The sequence below is a fragment of the Streptomyces sp. NPDC054866 genome (assembly GCF_053610745.1).
This window is the reverse complement of sequence record NZ_JBSGZA010000006.1, coordinates 289,348-310,696: the sequence shown is the minus strand read 5'-3', so window position 1 is coordinate 310,696 and position 21,349 is coordinate 289,348. Positions and strand designations below refer to the sequence as shown.

Below are 21,349 nucleotides of genomic sequence, written 5' to 3'. Positions count from 1 at the left end.
CACCGGGCGGATGGAGCGTCAATACCTGATGCACCGTCAGACGATGCTGACTCCCGCGAGCCACCCCCCGTCGATGACGAACGGCTGCCCGGTGATGTACGCCGAGTCGTCCCCGGTCAGGAAGAGCGCGAGCGCGGCCACCTCCTCGGGCCTGCCGATCCGCCCGAGCGGCACGAGCTTCTTGTAGAGCTCGGCGACCGCCTCCCGCGCCTCGGTGGGGTCGGCGGTCGGGTCGAGCTGCGCGGGGTTGGTCATCGGGGTGTCGACGGCTCCCGGGCAGACGGCGTTGACGCGGATGTTCTTGGCGGCGAGCTCCATCGCGGCGACACGGGTGAGCCCGAGGATGGCGTGCTTGGTCGCGGCGTACGCGCCGACGTACGCCATGCCCGTCATCGCCGTGTACGAGGCGGTGTTCACGATGGTCCCGCCGCCGGCGGCCTCGATCTCGGGGGCGACATTGCGGATGCCGAGGAAGCAGCCGATCTGATTGACCTGGATGACCTGCTGAAACTCTTCGAGCGGGGTGCTGACGAGTTCGTTGAAGCGCAGTATCCCGGCGTTGTTGACCAGGCCGTCGATCTTCCCGAAGGCGTCCTTGGCGGCGCCGACCGCAGCGCTCCAGTCGGCCTCCTGACTGACGTCCAGGTGCACGTACTTGGCCACGTCACCGCCGAGTTCCTTGGCGAGGGCCTCGCCCTGGTCGTCGAGTACGTCGCCGATGACGACGCGCGCACCCTCGGCGGCGAAGAGCCGCGCCTCCTGCTCACCCTGCCCGCGCGCCGCACCGGTGACGATGACGACGCGGCCGTCCAGCTTGCCCATGCCTGTCTCCTTGAATGAGCTCAGTCGAGCTTTCAGTTGAGGTGCGGAGCGACTTCGGCGGCGAAGGCCGCCATCTGATCGGTGAGTTCGGTGCGGCTGCGCGAGCGGAACCGCACCTGGATCTGCTGCACGCCCATCGCCCCGTACGCCCGCAGCGACTCGGCGAGCGCGTCCGGCTTCCCGCTCAGGGTGCGCCGCCCCACGGACCAGCCGGGCTCGCCCACGTACAGGGGCTCGGCGATGGCCCCCACGACGACCGGCGCGGCAATCCCCGCCTCCTCCCTCAACCGCTTGAGCCTGGCGATCTGCGCGGGCAGCTTGTCGCGCGGGTCGCCCTGCGGCAGCCACCCGTCACCGCGTACGGCGGCCCTGCGGACGGCGGCGGGCGAGGAGCCGCCCACCCAGATGGGTACGCGGTCCTGCGCGGGGCGCGGCTGCTGGCCGAGCCCACTGAAGTCGTAGTGCTCGCCGTGGTGTTCGGGGTACTCATCGGGCCCGAGGGCGGCCTTCAGAGCGTCGACGGTCTCGTCGAGCACGGGCCCACGCCGCTCGAAGTCGGCACCGACGGCATCGAACTCCTCTTGTACGTGGCCGGCCCCGACCCCCAGGATCAGCCGCCCGCCGCTGAGCCGGTCCAGGGTGGCGTACTGCTTGGCGCTGACGAGCGGATGCCGGAGCCCGACGACGGCGACGTGGCTCATCAGCCGTACGTTCTCGGTGATCCCGGCGAGGAAGGAGAGGGTGGCCACCGGGTCGTACCAGACGGTGCTCATGGTGTCGGCGAGCCGCCGCGGAATGGCGACGTGGTCGCAGCTCGCTATATAGGCGAAGCCGCTGCGGTCGGCGGTGCGGGCGATCTCGGCGAGGTCGTCGGCGGTGGCCTCCGCCTCCCACGCCTCGGCGTAGATGACGCTCTGGGACTGGATCGGGAGCTGCATCCCGTAGACCAGTCGCCCTTGCGGGAAGATGTGCGCCAGCGCGTTGGCAGCCATGGGAACCCGACCCCTCACCTTGATCTGACGATGCGTCATATACGGCGACGGGACTCATCGTCGTAGCTGACGGGACGTCAGGCAAGGGGTGGGGGCGGGTATCCGGCAGGACTTTAGGCTCCTGGGCCAGCCCACAGCCCGTCGCTCGTGAGCCCCAGGAGGTCGATCGCGTTGCCTCGCACGATCCGGTCGACCACGTCCGGCGCCAGGTGACCCATCTGGGACTCGCCGACCTCCCTTGACTTGGGCCAGGTCGAGTCGGAGTGCGGGTAGTCGGTCTCGTACAGGACGTTCCCGACTCCGATCGAGTCGAGGTTCTTCAGCCCGAAGGCGTCGTCGAAGAAGCACCCGTAGACGTGCTCGGTGAAGAGCTCGGACGGCGGTCGGTGCACCTTGTCGGCGACCCCGCCCCAGCCGCGGTTCTCCTCCCAGACCACGTCCGCGCGCTCCAGGATGTACGGGATCCACCCGATCTGCCCCTCGGCGTACATGATCTTGAGGTTCGGGAAGCGCTCGAACTTGCCGCTCATCAGCCAGTCGACCATCGAGAAGCAGCAGTTGGCGAAGGTGATGGTGGACCCGACGGCGGGCGGCGCGTCGGCGGAGGTCGACGGCATCTTGCTGCTCGACCCGATGTGCATGGCGATGACCGTGCCGGTCTCGTCACAGGCCCGCAGGAAGGGGTCCCACTCGTCCGTGTGGATGGACGGGAGGCCCAGGTGGGGCGGGATCTCGGAGAAGGCGACGGCGCGCACCCCGCGGTCGGCGTTGCGGCGGACCTCGGCGGCGGCCAGTTCGGCGTCCCAGAGCGGAATGAGGGTGAGGGGGATGAGGCGGCCGTGCGCCTCGGGCCCGCACCACTCCTCCACCATCCAGTCGTTGTAGGCCCGCACGCCGAGCAGCCCCAGCTCGCGGTCCTTGGCCTCGGTGAACGTCTGCCCGCAGAAGCGGGGGAAGGTGGGGAAACAGAGGGCGGACTGGACGTGGTTGACGTCCATGTCGGCGAGGCGGTCCGGCACGCTGAACGACCCCGGCCGCATCTGCTCGTACGTGATGACTTCGAGCTTGATCTCGTCCCTGTCGTATCCGACGGAGGTGTCGAGGCGGGTGAGGGGCCGGTGCAGATCTTCGTAGATCCACCAGTCGCCTATGGGCCCTTCGTCCCCCTTTTCCCCCATCACAGGGGCGAACTTGCCGCCCAGGAAGCTCATTTCCTTCAAGGGGGCCCGGACGATGCGCGGCCCGCGGTCGTGGAACTTCGACGGGAGCCGGTCCCGCCAGACGTGGGCGGGCTCAACGGTGTGGTCGTCCACCGAGATGATCCTCGGGAACGTCGGCGGGGTCTCGGCGGTCTCGACGGTCTCCATGTTCTGCATGCGCTCCATACGCTCCATGCGCTCCACGGTAGCGCCGATCTGACGACCCGTCAGCTCCCTGTCGGCTACTTGTCGGCCGACCGCCCGCCGGCCACCCGCCATCCACGGGCCGTTCGTACGCCGATCAATACCGGCCGCCGAGTGCGTGGACCCTGTGAGAGCCGTCTCGCACAGCTGACGCATCCGCCATGAACAAGGCAAACTGGCGGGGAGCAAGAGCCAAGTGGAGAACGGAACCAGGCAAAGAGCGACAATCGCGGGCAGGGCAGACCCGCGCGCACGACCAGGCACGGTGACGGCCGGGCACGGAAGGGCAGCAGGGGGAGCGATGGACGGTGTACCGCGAGTACCGGACCAACGACGTCCGGCCCCGGGGAACGCCCCCGAGGAACTGAGACCGCACTTCAGCGTGCTCGGCCCCGTACGCGCATGGCACGGCGCCGAGCAGCTGTCCATGGGCTCTCCGCAGCAGCGCGCCCTGCTCGCGGCGCTCCTGCTGCGTGACGGACGCACGGCGACGGCGCACGAACTGATCGACGCCCTCTGGGGCGACGAACCGCCCTCGCAGGCGCTGGCCGCGGTCCGTACGTACGCGTCACGGCTGCGCAAGGTGCTGCCTGCCGGGGTCCTGGTCAGCGAGGCGGGCGGGTACGCGATCGCGGTGGCCGACGGCGCGCTCGACCTGGCGCTCGCGGAAGACCTGTCGGCGGAGGCGGAGAAGGCGCGCTCAGTGGCCGACCTCTGCCAGGCCCGCTCTCTGCTGAACAAGGCGCTGAGCCTCTGGGACGGCGAACCCCTGGCGAACGTCCCGGGGCCGTACGCGGAAACGGAACGCACGCGCCTGGAGGAGTGGCGCCTCCAGCTCCTGGAATCCCGCCTGGACATGGACCTGGAGGTCGGCTGCCACGCGGAGGCGGTCTCGGAACTCACGGCCCTCACGGCGGCCCACCCCCTGCGTGAGCGCCTGCGCGAACTCCTGATGCTGGCGCTGTACCGCAGCGGACGCCAGGCGGAAGCACTGGCGGTCTACGCGGACACGCGCCGCCTGCTGGCGGACGAACTGGGGGTGGACCCGCGCCCGGGCCTGAAGGAACTCCAGCAGCGCATACTCCAGGCGGACCCGGCGCTGGCGGAACCCTCGGCGGCGGCTCCGGAACCGGCGGCGACGGTGGTGCGCCCGGCCCAACTCCCCGCGACAGTCCCGGACTTCACGGGCCGCGCCTCCTTCGTATCCGAACTGAGCGAGATCCTCTCGGCGGCGGAGGGCCGGGTGATGGCGGTCTCGGCGCTGGCGGGAATCGGCGGCGTGGGCAAGACGACGCTGGCCGTCCACGTGGCACATGTCGCGCGCTCGCACTTCCCCGACGGCCAGCTGTACGTGGACCTACAGGGTGCTGGCGCGAGGGCGGCGGAGCCGGAGACGGTACTGGGCGCGTTCCTGCGGGCCCTGGGTACGGCCGACTCGGCGATCCCCGACTCCCTGGAGGAGAGGGCGGCGCTGTACAGGTCGGTCCTGGACGGCCGCAGGGTCCTGGTGGTCCTGGACAACGCGAGGGACGCGGCCCAGGTACGCCCCCTCCTGCCCGGCATGGAGGGCTGCGCGGCGCTGGTGACGAGCCGGATCCGGATGGTGGACCTGGCGGGCGCGCACCTGGTGGACCTGGACGTGATGAGCCCCGAGGAGGCGCTGCTCCTCTTCACGCGGATAGTGGGCGAGGAGAGGGTCACGTCGGAGCGGAAGGCCGCGCTGGACGTGGTGGCGGCGTGCGGCTTCCTGCCACTGGCGATCCGCATCGCGGCATCCCGCCTGGCGGCCCGCCGCACATGGACGGTCTCCACGCTCGCCGCGAAGCTGGCGGACGAGAGGCGGCGCCTGGACGAACTCCAGGCGGGCGACCTGGCCGTGAAGGCCACCTTCGAACTGGGCTACGGCCAACTGGAGCCGGCGCAGGCGCGGGCGTTCAGGCTGCTGGGGTTGGCGGACGGCCCTGACCTCTCGCTGGCGGCGGCGGCAGCGGTCCTTGACCTCCCGGTGGAGGAGACGGAGGACCTGCTGGAGTCCCTGGTCGACACGTCCCTGGTGGAATCGGCGGCGCCTGGCCGCTACCGCTACCACGACCTGGTCCGGCTCTACGCGCGTGCGTGCGCGGAGCGGGATGAGGAGCCGCCGAGTGAGCGGGGGGCGGCTATGTCGCGGTTGTTGGACTTTTATTTGGCTACGGCGGCGGGGGTTTATGCGTTGGAGCGGCCGGGGGATCGGACGGTGGACCACCTGGAGTGCGCCGACCGGGTCGGCCTTGCCTTCACCGACGGCACCAAGGCCTTCGACTGGCTGCACGCGGAGGCCTCCTGCATCCTGGCGTGCGTCCAGCAATCGCTGAGCAAGGAAAGCCTGCGACGTGCGGTGGACCTGCTGCTCGCGGCGAAGGACCTCGCGGAGTCCGGGGCCATCTCGTACCGGTACGAGATGGCGACGCGCGCCGCGTGCGAGGTCGGCGCCGCGGTGGGTGACGCGCGTGCCGAAGGACGGGCGAGGGTGAGCCTTGCCCAAGTCCTCAACAAACTGGGGCGTTTCGACGATGCCGCCGTCGAACTGGAGCGTGCCGCCGCGCTCGCCTTGGACTCCGGGGACCCGTGGACCAGCGGGAACGTTTTCAACGAGCAGGGGATCATCAACAACTGCATCAACCAGCCCGCGGTGAGCGAGACCCATTTGCGCAAGGCCATCGAGGTCTTCCGCGCCGACGGCAACCGTCACAGCGAGGCGAGCGCCCTGTGCAACCTGTCCCGGGCCCTCCTCGCGATGGGACGCACCACCAAGTCGATCGACCTCGCCCGGCAGGGGATCGCCATATACAGCGACCTCGGGGTCACGTTCCGGCTGGCCAACGCGAAGTACGCGCTGGGGCTCGCCCTGAGCGGGGCTGATCGACGCGCGGAAGCCCTCGACCAGATGAACGATGCCCTGCAGATCTTCGCCGAGAACCGCCAGCGCCTGTGGGAGGGGACGACGCACTACCGCATCGCCCAGGTGTATCTGGCGGACTGCCATGCGGCGCAGGCGGCCCAGCACTCCGAGCAGGCGCTCGCCATCGGATGCGTGGGTGGCGAGTGGATGCGGGCCAATGTCCTGACCCTGCTGGGAAGGTCTCTCGTCGACCTGGGACAGGTGGACCGTGCACAGGCCTGCTGGCGCGAGGCGCTGGCCATCCACGAGGAAGCGGGCGCGCCGGAAGCCGCTCAGGTGAGGAAGCTTCTCGATGCGGTCACCGCTGCCTGACCATGCCGCCTGACCACGCCGACTGACCACGCCGACTGACCACGCCACCTGACCACGTCCGAAGGGGCGTTCATCGAACGTTTATGAGTGGCTGCCACTCTCATGGGGTCGATCCGTCGCGTCGGGGGGCAGACGGGTCGCACGGGCCCTACGGATAAGGTAAGCGGCCCACTACGCCCGTTCGGCGATTCTCGGGGGAGTTGCCGAACGGGCGTATCCGATCCCAAAGCCCCACCAGAGCTTAGGAGTTGTCTCATATGAGCGAAATCGACAAGAGCACCGGCATAACCACCATGGGCGAAGGCCACACTCCTGCTCCGCCGAAGGACGGCACCGCCACCACGCAGGGCGAAGGCCACACGCCCGCCCCGCCGGCGAAGGACGGCACCGCCACCACGCAGGGCGAGGGCCACACGCCCGCCCCGCCGGCGAAGGACGCCTGAGGACTTACATCCTGACGGGGGAGTCGACCGCGGTGGCGCGGAGGGGGAGCCACCGCGGTCGACGCGTGTCCGCACCATGCGTACTTGCCTCCACCAGCGCCGGGACCACCGCCGGCATCACCCCTCCCCCACGGCGACCGCACCCAAGAACGGCCGGGGGCTTCGCTTCACCGGGGTCGGGTGGTGACCGGGGCCGCCCGGTACTCCGGAGTGTGGCGGTTCCGGCGGCGCAGTAAAGGGCGCTCCTACGTCGCGTCGGCTACGCCGATTCCGCTCCGCTCCACCCTTGACTGCCCCACCTCCACCGCAGGAGCTTTTGTTGACCGGGCGGCCCAGGAAGGGGGCGTAGGGGAGGCTTGAGGGACTCTTCGGTCTCCTGCCATCTGCGGACTGGTTCTTCCGGGGCGAGCGTCACGGGGAATCGGGGCTGCCCGGCCGACCGGCTCGGCTTCGGGGGTGGGGCCGGGTCTCCTGCCGGGTGCGGACTGGTTCTTCCGGGGCGGGCGTCACGGGGTCAGGGGCTGTCCGGCCGACCGGCTCGGCTTCGGAGGTGGGGACGGGTCTCCTGCCGGGTGCGGACTGGCTCTTCCGGGGCGAGCGTCACGGGGGATCGGGACCGCCCGGCCGACCGGCTCGGCTTCGGAGGTGGGGACGGGTCTCCTGCCGGGTGCGGACTGGTTCTTCCGGAGCGGGCGTCACGAGAGATTGGGACTGCCCGGCCGACCGGCCCAGCTCCGGCGGCGGTGACGGGTCGCTTGCCGGGTGCGGACTGGTTCTTCTGGGGCGAGCGACACGGAGTCAGGGGCTGCCCGGCCGATCGGCTTGGGTTCGGGGATGGGGGCGGGTTTTAGCGGCGGGTGCGGACTGGTTCTTCCGGGGCGCGCGTCACGGGGATCGGGGTCTGCCCGGCCGACCGGTCCAGCTCCGGCGGCGGTGACAGGTCTTCCTGCCGAGTGCGGACTGGTTCTTCTGGGGTGGAAGCCAGGCGGTGCTGCTCGACCCGGACGACCGGATCAACTCCGGGGCGGGGGCGGGTTTCGCTGCCGGGTGCGGACTGGAGCTTCTGGCGTGAGCCTCACGGAGATGACGTGCGGCCCGGCCGGTCGGCAACTCCGGAGACGGGGAGGGTTTACTGCCGGGTGCGGACCGGCTCCTCTCGCGTGAGTCTCACGGGAGAAGACGTGTGGCCCGGCCAATCGGCTCAACTCCCGGGGCGGGGGCTGGTTTCGCTGCCGGGAGCGGACCGGCTTATGCGGGGTCTAAGAAGCGCGTCGCGGCACTCTGCTAGCTCGCCTCGCCCGTTCGAGCCACTTCATCGTCACCGACTGTGGGCCGGACCGGGCCGGTCCAGAGCGTGGAACGCAAGAGAATCCCACGACACGCCACCCAGCCACCAGTGCATGGGACTTTTCTGCATTCACTCCCCAAATACCCCTCCGGGTGCGCAAGATGACCGATATGTGACTGCCCTCGGTGCCAAATCAAGTCACACCCATCACGCCCGCCCCTGTCATCCCCCCTTCGTCGTCTTCATCGTCGCCATCGCCACCTGCCAAGGCCGCGTGTTCTCTTTTCGTGAGGCTCACGCCAGTAGCTCCAGTCCGCACCCGGCAGCGAGACGTGCTCCCATCTCCGGAGCCGAGCCGACCGGGTCGAGGAGCATCGCCTGGCTTCCGCATCAGAAGAACCAGTCCGCACCCGGCAGGAAGACCTGTCACCGCCGCCGGAGCTGGACCGGTCGGCCGGGCAGACCCCGATCCCGTGACGCGCGCCCCGGAAGAGCCAGTCCGCACTCGGCAGGAGACCCGTCACCGCCGCCGGAGCTGGGCCGCTCGGCCGGACAGCCCCTGACCCCGTGACGCCCGCCCCGGAAGAACCAGTCCGCACCCGGCAGGAGACCCGGCCCCACCCCCGAAGCCGAGCCGATCGGCCGGGCAGCCCCGATTCCCCGTGACGCTCGCCCCGGAAGAACCAGTCCGCAGATGGCAGGAGACCGAAGAGTCCCTCAAGCCTCCCCTACGCCCCCTTCCTGGGCCGCCCGGTCAACAAAAGCTCCTGCGGTGGAGGTGGGGCAGTCAAGGGTGGAGCGGAGCGGAATCGGCGTAGCCGACGCGACGTAGGAGCGCCCTTTACTGCGCCGCCGGAACCGCCACACTCCGGAGTACCGGGCGGCCCCGGTCACCACCCCACCCCGGTGAACCGAAGCCCCCGGCCCCGCCGGGTCAGACACCTGCCGAGCCGCCCGCCACCGCCGCCGAAACCGCCACACTCCCGAGCACCCGGCGGCCCCGGTCACCACCCCACCCCGGTGAACCGAAGCCCCCGGCCCTGCCCACACCTGCCACCGCCGCCCGCACCCTCTCCACGAATGCCTCCGGTGCGTTGAAGATCTCCTCGGCGCCGAAGCGCAGTACCAGCCTTACCTCGGGGCACGACGCGAGGTCGTTGTAGCGGGCCAGGTCACGGCGGTGGGCCTCGCGGGTGCCGTGGTAGGCGTAGCCCTCGATCTCGACCACCACGCCCTCCCCGCGGAAGAAGAAGTCCGGGCGCAGTAGGCGGCCGGACTGGGTCAAGATCCTTGCCTGGGTCTCCGGGCGCAGCCCCGCGTCCCTCATCCGGAGCCGGGCGACCGTCTCCGCCGGTGAGCCCGCCCCCGGGTCAGCCAACTCCAGCCACCGACGCGCCCTCGCCGCCCCCGCCACCGGCGGGGAATCCAGAGCCGCGGCCACCGTGTCGAGGCCGCCGATCAGTGGGCCCCGCCAGCAGCGGCCCCCGTAACGGCGGCTGCTCAGCGCCGAGTCGAGCGCCACCAGGGCCTCCTCCCGCGAGCCACCCCGCAGCAGATCCGCCAACGTACGCGCGACCGTCGTCACCCGGAGATCCCCCACCACAGTGACCTCGGCGGGCGGCAGAGGACGCCAGTAGACGTGGGCGCCCCTCTTGCGGCGGGTTCCCTGCGGATCGGTGAACTCCAGCTCCTCCCTCAGTACTTGGATGCGCCACAGCACCGCCGCCGACCGGTGGCTCGCCACCAGGCCCGGCATCGTCAACTGCCCGGCCCAGAGACGCACCGCCAGATCAACCGCACGCCCGGGCTCCGCCCAGCCACCCCCCGGAATGCGTGTCCACCCCTCGGCGGCCAGGCTTCTGGACAGCGTGCTCCTCGGCCAGCCCGCCTCCCTGGCCCAACACGTGAGCAACACCCCCTCCACGGCCAACTCCCGCAGCCCACCCCACTTCCTCGCACCTCGCGGCTCCCTCGAACCCCCCATCGCCCCAGGTTGCCGCACTTCGGCGTCACGCGTATCAGCCTGTGGATATCTGCGCCCCTGTGGATAACCACACGTTCGCTGGCCGCCCCCGCCTGGCAGAAAAGGTGGGCCACTCGTCATTGCGGGCATCCGGGCGCGACACAAGACTTGAGCCGCGGGCAGGACGCCGGCCCGCGGCCCGCACCTACCAACTCCGGTACCGCATACGGGAAGGGACCCCCATGCAGATCGCGATCCTCCTCTACGACAAGTTCACCGTCCTCGACGCGATAGGCCCCTTCCAGACCCTCGCGAGCCTGCCCGGCGCCGAAGTCGTCTTCGTCGCCGAGCAAGCCGGTCCCGTCCTCGACGACACCCGCGCCCTCTCCCTCGTCGCCACGAAGTCCCTCGCCGAGGTCAGCAGCCCGGACATCGTCGTCGTACCGGGAAGTCCGGAGCCCGATCTCGAGAACGAAGCCGTCCTCGACTGGCTGCGCACCGTCGACGCCACCACCACCTGGACCACCTCCGTCTGCACCGGCTCCCTCATCCTCGCGGCCGCCGGGCTCCTCAACGGTCGTCGCGCCACGTCCCATTGGCTGGCGCTCGACCAGATCAAGCAGTTCGGGGTCGAGTCCACCGGGCAGCGCGTCGTCTTCGACGGGAAGTACGTCACCGGCGCGGGCGTCTCCGCCGGGATCGACATGGGCCTCACCCTCGCCGGGAAGATCGCGGGCGACGAGCACGCGCAGACCGTACAGCTGCTCATCGAGTACGACCCCCAGCCCCCGTACGACGCCGGCTCCCCGGAGAAGGCCCCCGCCGCCCTGGTGGAGAAGTTCCGGGCGCAGTCCATGTTCTAGCAGGCCGTGTCCTAGCCGTGTCCCGAGCGGACCGTGCGCCGCGTCGCGCAGCCGTGGCAGAGTCATCGCCATGGTCCGTATGTTCTGCATGGCCTGCGCGGCCCGCCCGGCCGCCTCAACTCGGCGGCGGCGCCTCGGCGTTGCGATGTCTGCTCTTCTCGTAGGCGCCGCCCTGGCATCCGGCTGCGGCGAGCAGCGGCCCGGTGACACCACCGCCGCCTCCACCGCAACCTCAACCTCCAGCCCTTCCCCGTACGCCGAACCCGGCGTCGTCGACGGCGCGCCCCACAACGGTGACAACAACGCCTACCGCCGCCCCGGCGACATGTCTCCGGCGGACGAGGAAGCCGCCCAGGCCGAGGCCGCCCGCATGAAGCCCGTCCTCAAGCGGCTCCACCAGCAGAAGGAGTGGGACCCGGAGAGCGTGAAGGCTGCGCTCACCGACAAGCTCGGGTACGAGGTTCGAAGGACGACCAGCGGAGGCAAGCTGCTCGGCGGCGAGCTCGACGTGCAAGAGATGCACTCACGCTACGAGAACGGCGAAGACGTCACGCCTGAAGGCGCGTCGATCGGCCTCTACGTGGGCGACCACGCTTGCGTCACCGCCTTCGTGCAACCGACCAACTACGGCGTGAAGACCAACGGGCACTTCCCGGAGACCGGCTGTATGGAGCCCCCCACCGGCCACTGACGCCCGGCCTGAAGTTGAAACGCCTCACGACCTCACGACTCCAAGCCCTCACACCCTCACGCCCTCAACCACTCCACCAGCAGCCGGTTCACCTCGAACGCCCGCTCCTGCTGCACCCAATGCCCGCACCCCTCCAGGATGTGCGAGGACACCAGGCCGGGCAGCGTCTCCGGGTACGCCTTGATCGCGTCGGCCAGCCATGTCGTCGACGCGTCCTGGTCGCCGCCGATGAAGAGCGAAGGCTGGACGATCGGGGCTCCGTCCCACGCGGCCAGGTCCTCCCAGTCGCGGTCGACGTTGCGGTAGCGGTTGAGCGCGCCGGTCAGGCCCGTTCGCTCGAACTCCGCCGCGTAGACGTCCAGATCTGCCTCCGTCAGCCAGGAGGGGAGCGAGGCCAGTCCCCCTGCGGCCACGAAGCGGTCCGACATCCGCCCGCCCCTGGGTACGAAATGGAGGCTCGGGGCGTCGGGAGACGACGGCATCGTGTCCGCCGACAGGCCCGCGTAGAACCCCGCGAGCCAGCCCCGCACATCCGGCTCGATCTCGGCCTCCGCCCTCCCCTGCTCCTGGAAGTAGCTGACGTAGAACTCATCCGCCTCACCGCCGATCCGGGCGAACGCGTCCGTGGGGCGGGGGCCGCCCCGAGGCGCGTACGGAACGCTCAGCAACCCCACCGCCGTGAACACGTCCGGCCTGAGCAGCGCCGAGTTGGCCGCGATGCCCGAGCCCCAGTCGTGGCCCACGATCGTCGCGGTCTCGGCGCCCAGGGCCCGCACCACCCCTACGTTGTCGGCGACGTGCGCCAGCATCCGGTACGCCTCCACCTCACGCGGCTTCGACGAGCGCCCGTAGCCGCGCACGTCGATCGCCACCGCGCGGAAGCCCGCCTCGGCGAGGACCGGGAGCTGGTGGCGCCACGAGTACCAGGACTCGGGGAAGCCGTGGACGAGGAGGACGAGCGGGCCGGTGCCCTGCTCCACCAGGTGGATCCGGCCGCCGGGGACGTCCACGAGTCGGTGGTGCTGCGTGGGGTGCGGCATGTTTCCTCCCGGATCACTGGATACGTCGTACGCCATGATCCTGGGCCCACCCCTCCCCCGCCCGCGAGGAACTTTGCCGGATCGGCAAATGGCTCAGCCCACGGCCGTCACAGGACCGCCCGCAGCACCACCAACGGAACCGCCCACGGAACCGACCACGGGCCCGTCCACCCCGTCGCACGCCTCCAGCTCCTCCGCGTCGATCCGCGCACCCTCCCGCTCCAGGTCGGGCAGCATGCCGGGGCACGCGGGAGCCAGTTGGTCCCCCTCCCCGTCGACGTACATACAGGGAAGGAGTTCCGCGATCACTCTCGTGTTGAGGCCCGCGGCAAGGAGGGTGCAGATGCTGCGCACCGTGCGGACGTCTTCCTCGCCGTACTCGCGATAGCCGCTCGGCCGCCGCAGTGGCCGCAGCAGGTCCTGCTCCTCGTAGTAGCGAAGGAGCCGTTCGCTCACTCCGGTCCGCCGGGACAATCCCCCTCGTGACAGCAGCACAGAGCTCAGCATCTCCCGCACCAACTCCCGCCCAGCCCAATCCCGTTACCCTCATCGACCTCGGCCCCATGGGCATCGCCCTCGCCGAAGCGCTCCTCGCCCAGGGCCACCCCCTCACCGTCTGGAACCGCACCCCGGAGAAGGCCGACCCACTCGTCGCCAAGGGTGCGCGGCGCGCCGCCACGGTCGCCGATGCCGTCGACGCCAGCCCCCTCACCCTCGTATGCCTCAAGGACTACAAGACCCTCTACGAGTTCTTCGCCGACCACCCCAGCAGTGACGCCCTCCATGGCCGCGCCCTCGTCAACCTCAACTCCGGCACCCCCGCCCAGGCCCACGCCGCCCTCGCCTGGGCCACCGAGCGCGGCGCCTCGTACCTCGACGGGGCGATCATGGTGCCGCCGTACCTCGTGGGGCAGCCCGGGGCCACGCCACCGCCCTCGTCGGCTCTGCGAACGTGCCGGCGGCCGAATTCGCCGAACGCGTGGTCGCCGAGGGCCATGGGTCCGACAACTACCTTTCCCTCTACGAGGTCTTCAAGAAGTCCGGCTGACACATTCAGAAAGACCGTTCAGGAGGGGATTGGGCAGCCCCCTGGAGGCAGCCCCTGGCCCGTGTGACCCCGTACGCGGGAGTCGGAAACTCGTTGGACAGGCCCCGCGTTCCTCGCCGATAGTGCCGCGCATGACCTCTCTTGTGCGCCACCTCACCTTTGACTGTTCCGACGCCTACCGTCAGGGCACCTTCTGGGCCGAGGTGCTCGGCGGGAAGGTCTCCGACGAAGACTCTCCCGGTGACCCCGAAGCCCTCGTCGAGGCCGACGGCATCACCCTGCTCTTCGTGACCGTGCCCGACGCCAAGACCGTCAAGAATCGCGTGCACGTCGACCTTCAGCCGCAGGACCGTACCCGCGACGAAGAAGTCGAGCGGCTCGTGAAGCTCGGCGCCAAGGTCGTTGGGGATCATCGCGTGCCCGATGGGCGTGGCTGGGTCACCCTCAGTGACCTGGAGGGCAATGAGTTCTGCGTCGAGCGCAGTACCGCCGAGCGGGAGCAGTAGGCAACTATGGCCTGCGGCCCCGCAGTTCGCGCTTGAGGACCTTCCCGCTCGCGTTCCTCGGCAGCTCCGTCACGAACTCGACCTCCCTGGGGACCTTGTAGTTCGCCATTTCGCGGCGCGACCACGCGATCAGGTCGTCCGCCGTAAGGACCGCCCCCGGTCGGCGCACCACGTACGCCTTGCCGACCTCGCCGAGCCTCGGGTCCGGTACTCCGATCACCGCCACGTCCGCCACCTGCGGGTGCACGCCTATGAGTTGCTCTATCTCCGCGGGGTAGGCGTTGAATCCGCCGACGATGAACATGTCCTTGATACGGTCCGTGATGCGGAGGTTGCCCGCGTCGTCCAGGACCCCGACATCGCCCGTCCGCAGCCAGCCGCCCGGCGTGACCGCCTTCTTCGTCTCCGCCGGGTCCTCGAAGTAGCCTTGCATGACGTTGTGTCCACGGACCAGGATCTCTCCCGGGTGGCCCGGTGAGAGCTCCTCGCCGCCTGGGCTCACCACCCGCACCTCCGTGTCCGGTATGGCCCGGCCCGAGGTCGAGGCGATGACCTGCGCGGCGTCTCCCTGGCGGCACATCGTGACGATGCCGCTCGCCTCGGAGAGGCCGTACGCCGTCAGGACCGTGGCGATGTGCAGCTCGGTGCGCAGGCGCTCGACCAGTTGCAGGGGGACCACCGCCGCGCCCGTCACCACCAGGCGCAGGGCGGAGAGGTCGTGCTGGTCGCGGGACGGGTGGTCCAGGAGGGACTGGTGGAGGGTGGGCGGGCCGGGGAGTACCGAGATGCGTTCCGCCGCCACGTTCGCGAGGACCGTGTCCACGTTGAAGACCGGCTGCGGGATCATCGTCGCGCCGCGCATCAGGCAGGCGATGATCCCCGCCTTGTAGCCGAAGGTGTGGAAGAAGGGGTTGACGATGAGGTAGCGGTCGCCTTCTCGCAAGCCCGCGAGCTCGCTCCAGATGCCGTAACAGCGCAGGGTCTGGGCGTGCGTGATGACCGCGCCCTTGGGGCGGCCCGTCGTGCCTGAGGTGTAGATGATGTCCGAGGGTGCCGCGCCGTCCACCCCGTCCGCGCGCTCCCGTACGTCGGCGCCGCTCACCCCGTCGCCGCTGGCCACGAAGTCCTTCCAGGTCCGGAAGTCCTCCGGGGCGTCGTCCGAGAGGACCACCACCTGCTCCAGGTGCGGGAGGCCTGGCAGCGGGCCCTCCCCCTTCCCCTCCACCGTCGCGCGCCGCAGCGAGGCTACGTACGACGTACCGAGGAACGTGCCCGTCACGAAGAGCAGCTTCGCGCGGCTGCGTTGCAGGACGTAGGCCGCCTCTGCGCCCTTGAAGCGGGTGTTGAGGGGGACGAGGACCGCGCCCGCCGACACCGCGCCCAGCGCCGAGACGATCCAGTCCAGAGTGTTCGGGGCCCAGACAGCCACTCTGTCACCCGAGTTGACCCCATTCGCCATGCACGCGGCGGCGGCCCGCTCCACGCGCCGGCCGAGCTCCGCGTACGAGATGCGGGTGCGGCCCTCGACGACCGCCTCCCGGTCTCCGAACCTCTCGGCCGCCGCCCGGACAAGTCCCGGGATGCTGCCCCACTCCAGGTCGCCGCGCATCGCAAGCCCCTCCGCCGCAGTAGCTGACTATCCGTCAGATTAGCTGTAACCTGACGCGCTGTCAGCAGTCGGGACGACGTATGGCGAAGCCCTGGAGCCTCGCCACTCGCGGAGGTGTCGTTGCCCATGGCTTCACTCAAAGACGCTACAGCGATAGTCGGGATCGGGCAGACCGCGTTCGCGAAACAACTGCCCGAGGACGAGAAGACGTTGGCCTGCCGGGCGATCGTCGCCGCGCTCGACGACGCGGGCATCGCCCCGTCCGAGGTCGACGCCTTCGCCTCGTACACGATGGAGGAGACGGACGAGGTCGAGGTCGCCAAGGCGATCGGCGCGGGCGACGTGACCTTCTTCAGCAAGGTCGGCTTCGGGGGCGGCGGATCCTGCGCCACCATCGCCCACCTCGCCGCCGCCGTCGCCACCGGACAGGCGAGCGTCGGCATCGCCTGGCGCTCCCGCAAGCGCGGCAGCGGACCACGCCCCTGGAAGAACACGGCGGTCCAACTCCCCACGCCCGCCCAGTGGACACGCCCCTTCGGCCTCCTCCGCCCGGCGGACGAGATCGGGATGCTGGCGCGCCGCTACATGCACGAGTACGGGGCGACCCGCGACCACCTCTTCAACGTCGCCCTCGCGTGCAGGAACCGGGCGAACCAGAATCCCGCCGCGATGATGTACGAACGCCCGCTGACCCGCGAGATGTACATGTCCTCACGCTGGATCAGCGAGCCACTCTGCCTCTTCGACAACTGCCTTGAGACAGACGGCGCGTTGGCGTGCGTCATCGTGTCCGCCGAACGGGCACGCGACTGCCGGCAGAAGCCCGTGTACGTCCACTCCGTCGCCCAGGGGCTGCCCGCGCAGCACCACGGGATGGTCAACTACTGGAACGACGACCCGCTGACGGGCCCGGCCTGGACGGCGGCCCGCCACCTCTGGAAGCAGGCGGACTTCGCCCCGGAGGACGTGGACGTGGCCCAGATCTACGACGCGTTCACCCCCCTGATCCCGCTCTCCCTGGAGGGCTACGGCTTCTGCGGCCGGGGCGAGGGCGGCGCGTTCACGGAGGGCGGCGCACTGGAGAGCGGCGGCCGCCTGCCGATCAACACCGGGGGCGGCGGCCTGAGCGAGGCGTACGTCCACGGCTTCAACCTCATCAACGAGGGCGTGAAGCAGCTGAGGGGCACGAGCACGGCGCAGGTGCCGAACGCAGCCACGTGTTTGGTCACGGCGGGCGAGGGAGTGCCGACGTCGGCGGTACTACTCCGGGCCCCATAAGGGGCGCGGGGAACTGCGCGACAAGCCACGACGAACCCGCAGCCGAAAGAGGCCAGCCACATGGCAGACGCGACGACAGAGACCGAGCCCCTGCTGTCCCCCACCATCGACACGGACGGCGCCCCCTTCTGGGAGTACGCCGCCCAGGGCGAACTCCGTGTACAAGCCTGCACCGCCTGCGGTGAGCTGAGGTTCCCGCCCAGGCCCTGCTGCCCCCACTGCCAGTCCTTCGACAGCGAGTGGCGCCGCATGAGTGGCAGGGGGCGCATCTGGTCCTACGTAAGGCCGCACCCACCCCTGCTCCCCGCGTACGCGGCAAACGCCCCGTACAACGCGATCATCGTCGAGCTGGCCGACGCCCCCCGCATCCGCCTGGTCGGCAACCTCGTCGCCGCGCCGGACGCCCCGCTGAACTCCGTCGACCCCGACCGCCTCCGCATCGGCGCGAAGGTGCAGGTCTCGTTCACCGACGTGGACGGGATCGCGATGCCCCGCTGGCTCCTGGAGCGGCCATGAGCGTGCGTACGGCGATCGAGAAGGACACGGGCGTAGCGGTCGTCACCCTCGACCGCCCCGCCCGCCACAACGCCATCGACCCCGACATGTCCGCCCAACTCACCACCGCCTGGCGGGAGTTCCGCTTCGACGACACCGTGCGGGCGATCGTCCTCACCGGAGCCGGGGAGAAGGCGTTCTGCACGGGCATCGACCGTGACACGGACGTACCGCAGCCCGGCTCCCCCTATTCGATGGACGATCCGCTCCTCTCCATCGGCCCCAAGGCCAATGACCTGTGGAAGCCGGTCATCGCCGCCGTCAACGGCATGGCCTGCGGCGGCGCCTTCTATCTACTGGGCGAGGCGGAGTTCGTCATCGCCGCGGATCACGCCACGTTCTTCGACCCGCACACCACGTACGGCATGGTCAGCGCGTACGAGGCGATCCTCATGGCCCAGCGCATGCCGCTGGGCGAGGTTGCCAGGATGTCCCTGATGGGTACGGCCGAGCGGATATCGGCGCGCCGGGCGTACGAGACGGGGCTTGTCTCCGAACTCACCTCGCCCGAGGGACTGTTGGCGGCGGCGACCCACGCGGCCGAGGTCATCGCCTCGTACCCGACCGAGCCGGTCCAGGGCACCGTACGCGCGCTCTGGTCGGCGAAAGAGGCCGCCCGCACCCAGGCCCTGGCCCAGGCGCCGCACCTCATCGCACTCGGCAACCTGCCCCCGGAGCGGCAGGCGGGGCTGTTCACGGAGCGTAGCCCCGGCTTCCGCACCAGGTGATCGGCTCCCGCACCGGGTGAGCCAGTCAAACCGCCGCCTCGCGCGGTTCACGCACTCGGCGTAACGTCACGAGTGGACGGCCGCCGTCCGGAGCCCCTTCCAGAGCTGGTGCGACGGCCGTCACGATGCGGGGCAAACGGGTGGGTGGGCGGGAGAGATCCGCCGCGGAGCGGCGGCGCAGATCAGACACGGCCCGCACCCGAGAAGCACCCAGGCCCGCTAGGACCGCGCGGTCCCAGTCCCCCGCTCCGCGTCCAGCGCGTAAACGCACCGGTCCTTGCTGCACGCGTACACGACGCCGTCCCGCACCACCGGCGCCCCGGTGATCTCGCCGCCCGTGGCCAGCTTCCAGCGCAGGCGGCCGTCGTCCGCCTTCAGCGTGTACAGCAGGTGGTCCGTCGAGCCGAAGTGGATCCGCCGGTCGGCCACGACCGGCGTGCCGACGACCTCGCCTCCCGCCTGGAACCGCCACTTCGGCGTGCCCGTCACCGCGTCCAGCGTGTAGAGCCCCTTGCCGCTGCCCACGTGGACGTGGCCGTCGGCGACCAGGACCGGCTCGATCGACGCCCGGGACTCCGTGGCGATACGCCACCGGTCACGGCCGTCCGTGGCGTCGAGGGCGTACACGGTTCCGAGGTAGTCCGCCAGGTACACGCCACCGCCGGTGACGGCAGGACCCGGCGCGAACGCGGGCGGGCACAGGAACGCCGCGGGCGCCTCGAAGTGCCAGCGGACATGGCCCGCGGCCACGTCGATGGCCAGGACACGGGACCCCGCGGACACGTACACGTACCCGTCCGGAGCGGGCGCGAGGCGCACCGGCACGCCGCCGCAGGAGGCCGCGTCGCCGATGGGGTACGACCACCGCTCGTCGCCCGTGCGGGCCTCCAGGGCGCGCAGGCGCGCGTTCTGCCAGACGTAGACCGTGCCGTCGTGGACGACGGGGCCCGCCTCGGGGGTCTCGAAGTCGGTCTGGGCCCCGGCGATCTCCCAGAGCTTCTCGCCGTTCGCGGCCTCCCAGGCCTGTACGCCGCCGCCGCGCGTCCCGGTGACGACGGTGCCGCGGTCGGCTTGCAGGGAGTACACCCAGGCGTCGGTGTTCAGGCGCCACAGGTCGGTGCCGTCGGCGCCGTCGAGGGCGTAGAGCGTGGGGCCGTCGGAGGCGTGGATACGTCCGTCGGCGACCGCCATGGACCAGGCGACATCCCGCGTCTTGAAGCTGCGGCGGCCCGTGCCGACGTCCAGGGCGTGGACCTCGAAGGACGTGACGTAGACGAGGTTCCCCGCCACGGCGGGCGTACCCCACACGTCGTTCGACATCCGGAAGCGCCACGGCCGCCACGCGGCCCCCGCGTCCGGCGCGGCGGTAGGGGCGGGCACGACGGGGTCGGCGCCGTTCACCGCGGCCTTGGACCGCGACCAGGAGGCGGCGAGCCCGCTGTCGGTGGGCGGCAGGCTTACGGCGGCGGCGCGTGCGTCGGCCACCCGCGGTCCCGGACCGATCGGCACCTTCGCCCCCGCGAGGTGCACGGGACCGGCGTCCGGCACGCCTCCGAAGGGCGGCGGCTGCGTCGGCGGGACCGGCGGCGCGTGCTGCGGAGGGGGCGGTGCGACGGCGGGGGCGCCACCGCGGCCGCCGCTGCGGCCGGAGGAGGCGAGCGCGGCCCGTGCGGGCGGGCGGCCGCCTCTGCGGGCCTCGATCAGCGCGACGGCCCGCTCCGGCAGCCACGCGGAGGCGGTGCCGCTGTCGCCGTCCTCGCTCTCGGATGCGAAGAGGTGCGGGGCGAGCTGGGCCTGGAGGTCGGCGGGGCTGGGCCGCAGGACCGCCTCCATCTGCATGCACGTCTCGATGAGCGGACGCAGCTCGTCCGGGAGTCCCTCCAGGTCAGGGCCTTCGCGGAGGAGCATGAAGACGGTCTCCACGGGGTTCGCCCCGTGGAAGGGCGCGTGCCCGGTGGCGGCGAAGACGAGCATCGAGCCGAGCGAGAAGACGTCACTGGCGCCGGTGACGCTGCGTGAGTCCTTCGCCTGCTCGGGCGACATGTACGCGGGTGTGCCCACGGCGACGTTCGTCATGGTCAGGCGGGTGTTGGAGACGCCGGACGCGATGCCGAAGTCGATCACGCGGGGGCCGTCCTCCACCACGAGGACGTTCGACGGCTTGAGGTCACGGTGGACGAGGCCCGCGCCGTGGATGGACTCCAGGGCCTCGGCGACGCCGGCCGCGAGCCAGCGCACGGCCTGGGTGGGCAGCGGCCCGTGCTCATTCACTATTTCTTCGAGCGAGGGAGCGGGCACGTAGGCGGTGGCCAGCCACGGCACGGCCGCGCGCGGGTCGGCGTCCACGACGGCGGCCGTATAGAAACCGGACACGGCCCGTGCCGCCTCGACCTCGCGCGTGAAGCGGACACGGAACAGCTGGTCCTCGGCGAGCTCGGTCCTGACCGTCTTGATCGCCACGCGCCGCCCTGACGCGGAGCGCGCGAGGTAGACAAGGCCCATGCCACCGGCTCCGAGCCGGCCGAGCACCTCGAACGGGCCGATCCGCCTCGGATCGTGCTGCGTCAGCTGATCCACCACTTGCCCTGCCACCTCCCCGTACGCGGGCGCCGTATGAGCGGCCCCGTGCAGCGTCTCACCACCGAGCCGCTACGGCGGCACGCACCCTGATTCTTCCTGTCCGGGGCGGTGGTTGCGAACCCGGGGCGGGATCGGGGTGTTGTGGGACAAAGAAGACGCGAGAAGACGGAGATATGTGAGCGAAAGTTGATTCGAACAGACGAGCTATTCGAGTACGGCTCCCCTGCGGCGCGCGAAATCGAGAGAAATGCGCCCCGCGATACGGCCCCCAACCCCATTTGCACTCG

Annotated in this window: 17 protein-coding genes; 9 read left to right on the top strand and 8 right to left on the bottom strand. The window is 70.6% G+C overall.

The genetic code is table 11. The features are described from left to right. Positions 1–36: 36 nt before the first annotated feature. From ACWGI2_RS29550 to ACWGI2_RS29540, 3 genes are all read right to left on the bottom strand, one after another. Complete coding sequence (locus ACWGI2_RS29550; RefSeq protein ID WP_453698595.1) at positions 37–822, bottom strand: SDR family NAD(P)-dependent oxidoreductase; 786 nt, start codon at positions 820–822, stop codon at positions 37–39. Between the two features lie 32 nt (positions 823–854). Beyond that, positions 855–1,814 carry an LLM class F420-dependent oxidoreductase gene (locus ACWGI2_RS29545; protein ID WP_453698593.1) on the bottom strand — a complete coding sequence of 320 codons (960 nt, stop codon included), beginning with the start codon at positions 1,812–1,814 and terminating at the stop codon, positions 855–857. A gap of 113 nt (positions 1,815–1,927) precedes the next feature. Next, complete coding sequence (locus tag ACWGI2_RS29540; RefSeq protein WP_453698896.1) at positions 1,928–3,181, bottom strand: amidohydrolase family protein; 1,254 nt, start codon at positions 3,179–3,181, stop codon at positions 1,928–1,930. A gap of 337 nt (positions 3,182–3,518) precedes the next feature. Here ACWGI2_RS29540 and ACWGI2_RS29535 point away from each other — a divergent pair, with 337 nt between their 5' ends. Both ACWGI2_RS29535 and ACWGI2_RS29530 read left to right on the top strand, forming a co-directional pair. Continuing rightward, positions 3,519–6,470, top strand: a complete 2,952-nt coding sequence (locus ACWGI2_RS29535; RefSeq protein ID WP_453698591.1) for an AfsR/SARP family transcriptional regulator — start codon at positions 3,519–3,521, stop codon at positions 6,468–6,470. 257 nt (positions 6,471–6,727) lie between these two features. Beyond that, a complete protein-coding gene (locus tag ACWGI2_RS29530) occupies positions 6,728–6,913 on the top strand; it encodes a sigma-like protein (RefSeq protein WP_160505635.1) in 186 nt (61 codons plus the stop codon). Positions 6,914–9,135: 2,222 nt separating this feature from the next. Here ACWGI2_RS29530 and ACWGI2_RS29525 read toward each other — a convergent pair. After that, positions 9,136–9,984, bottom strand: coding sequence for an endonuclease domain-containing protein (locus ACWGI2_RS29525; protein ID WP_453698589.1), 849 nt, complete (start codon positions 9,982–9,984; stop codon positions 9,136–9,138). A gap of 422 nt (positions 9,985–10,406) precedes the next feature. On the opposite strand from ACWGI2_RS29525, the gene ACWGI2_RS29520 reads away from it, so the two are divergent. Both ACWGI2_RS29520 and ACWGI2_RS29515 read left to right on the top strand, forming a co-directional pair. After that, positions 10,407–11,027 carry a DJ-1/PfpI family protein gene (locus tag ACWGI2_RS29520; RefSeq protein WP_453698587.1) on the top strand — a complete coding sequence of 207 codons (621 nt, stop codon included), beginning with the start codon at positions 10,407–10,409 and terminating at the stop codon, positions 11,025–11,027. Between the two features lie 145 nt (positions 11,028–11,172). After that, a complete protein-coding gene (locus ACWGI2_RS29515; protein WP_453698585.1) occupies positions 11,173–11,718 on the top strand; it encodes a hypothetical protein in 546 nt (181 codons plus the stop codon). Positions 11,719–11,774: 56 nt separating this feature from the next. Here ACWGI2_RS29515 and ACWGI2_RS29510 read toward each other — a convergent pair whose 3' ends face one another. Beyond that, complete coding sequence (locus ACWGI2_RS29510) at positions 11,775–12,758, bottom strand: alpha/beta fold hydrolase (RefSeq protein WP_453698583.1); 984 nt, start codon at positions 12,756–12,758, stop codon at positions 11,775–11,777. Between the two features lie 93 nt (positions 12,759–12,851). Beyond that, positions 12,852–13,265 (bottom strand): MerR family transcriptional regulator, encoded by a 414-nt coding sequence (locus ACWGI2_RS29505; protein ID WP_453698581.1) that lies wholly within the window; start codon positions 13,263–13,265, stop codon positions 12,852–12,854. Here ACWGI2_RS29505 and ACWGI2_RS29500 point away from each other — a divergent pair. Together ACWGI2_RS29500 and ACWGI2_RS29495 are read left to right on the top strand one after the other, a co-directional pair. Then, positions 13,241–13,873, top strand: coding sequence for an NAD(P)-binding domain-containing protein (locus ACWGI2_RS29500; protein ID WP_453698579.1), 633 nt, complete (start codon positions 13,241–13,243; stop codon positions 13,871–13,873). The two genes, ACWGI2_RS29505 and ACWGI2_RS29500, sit on opposite strands and share 25 nt — an antisense overlap. Positions 13,874–13,937: 64 nt before the next feature. Beyond that, positions 13,938–14,312: a VOC family protein gene (locus tag ACWGI2_RS29495; protein ID WP_453400587.1), complete on the top strand. Its 375-nt coding sequence runs from the start codon at positions 13,938–13,940 to the stop codon at positions 14,310–14,312. 4 nt (positions 14,313–14,316) lie between these two features. On the opposite strand, the gene ACWGI2_RS29490 is transcribed toward ACWGI2_RS29495, so the two are convergent. Then, complete coding sequence (locus ACWGI2_RS29490; protein WP_453698577.1) at positions 14,317–15,921, bottom strand: FadD3 family acyl-CoA ligase; 1,605 nt, start codon at positions 15,919–15,921, stop codon at positions 14,317–14,319. Between the two features lie 126 nt (positions 15,922–16,047). Between ACWGI2_RS29490 and ACWGI2_RS29485 the strand changes: the two genes are divergently transcribed. The 3 genes from ACWGI2_RS29485 to ACWGI2_RS29475 are packed head-to-tail and all read left to right on the top strand — an operon-like array spanning position 16,048 to position 18,482. Beyond that, positions 16,048–17,199, top strand: a complete 1,152-nt coding sequence (locus tag ACWGI2_RS29485; RefSeq protein ID WP_160505645.1) for a lipid-transfer protein — start codon at positions 16,048–16,050, stop codon at positions 17,197–17,199. Positions 17,200–17,259: 60 nt separating this feature from the next. Continuing rightward, on the top strand, positions 17,260–17,715 hold the full coding sequence (locus ACWGI2_RS29480; protein ID WP_453698576.1) for a Zn-ribbon domain-containing OB-fold protein: 456 nt from the start codon (positions 17,260–17,262) through the stop codon (positions 17,713–17,715). After that, positions 17,712–18,482: an enoyl-CoA hydratase/isomerase family protein gene (locus ACWGI2_RS29475; protein WP_453698575.1), complete on the top strand. Its 771-nt coding sequence runs from the start codon at positions 17,712–17,714 to the stop codon at positions 18,480–18,482. Before ACWGI2_RS29480 ends, ACWGI2_RS29475 begins: the two co-directional genes overlap by 4 nt. A gap of 219 nt (positions 18,483–18,701) precedes the next feature. Here ACWGI2_RS29475 and ACWGI2_RS29470 read toward each other — a convergent pair whose 3' ends face one another. Then, complete coding sequence (locus ACWGI2_RS29470; protein ID WP_453400591.1) at positions 18,702–21,062, bottom strand: outer membrane protein assembly factor BamB family protein; 2,361 nt, start codon at positions 21,060–21,062, stop codon at positions 18,702–18,704. Between the last annotated feature and the right edge of the window lie 287 nt (positions 21,063–21,349).

Bases quoted from the DNA above. Each gene is read 5' to 3' on its own strand.
- ACWGI2_RS29550 (WP_453698595.1), bottom strand. From the start codon at position 822: ATGGGCAAGCTGGACGGCCGCGTCGTCATCGTCACCGGTGCGGCGCGC.
- ACWGI2_RS29545 (WP_453698593.1), bottom strand. From the start codon at position 1,814: ATGGCTGCCAACGCGCTGGCGCACATCTTCCCGCAAGGGCGACTGGTC.
- ACWGI2_RS29540 (WP_453698896.1), bottom strand. From the start codon at position 3,181: ATGGAGACCGTCGAGACCGCCGAGACCCCGCCGACGTTCCCGAGGATC.
- ACWGI2_RS29535 (WP_453698591.1), top strand. From the start codon at position 3,519: ATGGACGGTGTACCGCGAGTACCGGACCAACGACGTCCGGCCCCGGGG.
- ACWGI2_RS29530 (WP_160505635.1), top strand. From the start codon at position 6,728: ATGAGCGAAATCGACAAGAGCACCGGCATAACCACCATGGGCGAAGGC.
- ACWGI2_RS29520 (WP_453698587.1), top strand. From the start codon at position 10,407: ATGCAGATCGCGATCCTCCTCTACGACAAGTTCACCGTCCTCGACGCG.
- ACWGI2_RS29515 (WP_453698585.1), top strand. From the start codon at position 11,173: ATGTCTGCTCTTCTCGTAGGCGCCGCCCTGGCATCCGGCTGCGGCGAG.
- ACWGI2_RS29510 (WP_453698583.1), bottom strand. From the start codon at position 12,758: ATGCCGCACCCCACGCAGCACCACCGACTCGTGGACGTCCCCGGCGGC.
- ACWGI2_RS29505 (WP_453698581.1), bottom strand. From the start codon at position 13,265: ATGCTGAGCTCTGTGCTGCTGTCACGAGGGGGATTGTCCCGGCGGACC.
- ACWGI2_RS29495 (WP_453400587.1), top strand. From the start codon at position 13,938: ATGACCTCTCTTGTGCGCCACCTCACCTTTGACTGTTCCGACGCCTAC.
- ACWGI2_RS29490 (WP_453698577.1), bottom strand. From the start codon at position 15,921: ATGCGCGGCGACCTGGAGTGGGGCAGCATCCCGGGACTTGTCCGGGCG.
- ACWGI2_RS29485 (WP_160505645.1), top strand. From the start codon at position 16,048: ATGGCTTCACTCAAAGACGCTACAGCGATAGTCGGGATCGGGCAGACC.
- ACWGI2_RS29480 (WP_453698576.1), top strand. From the start codon at position 17,260: ATGGCAGACGCGACGACAGAGACCGAGCCCCTGCTGTCCCCCACCATC.
- ACWGI2_RS29475 (WP_453698575.1), top strand. From the start codon at position 17,712: ATGAGCGTGCGTACGGCGATCGAGAAGGACACGGGCGTAGCGGTCGTC.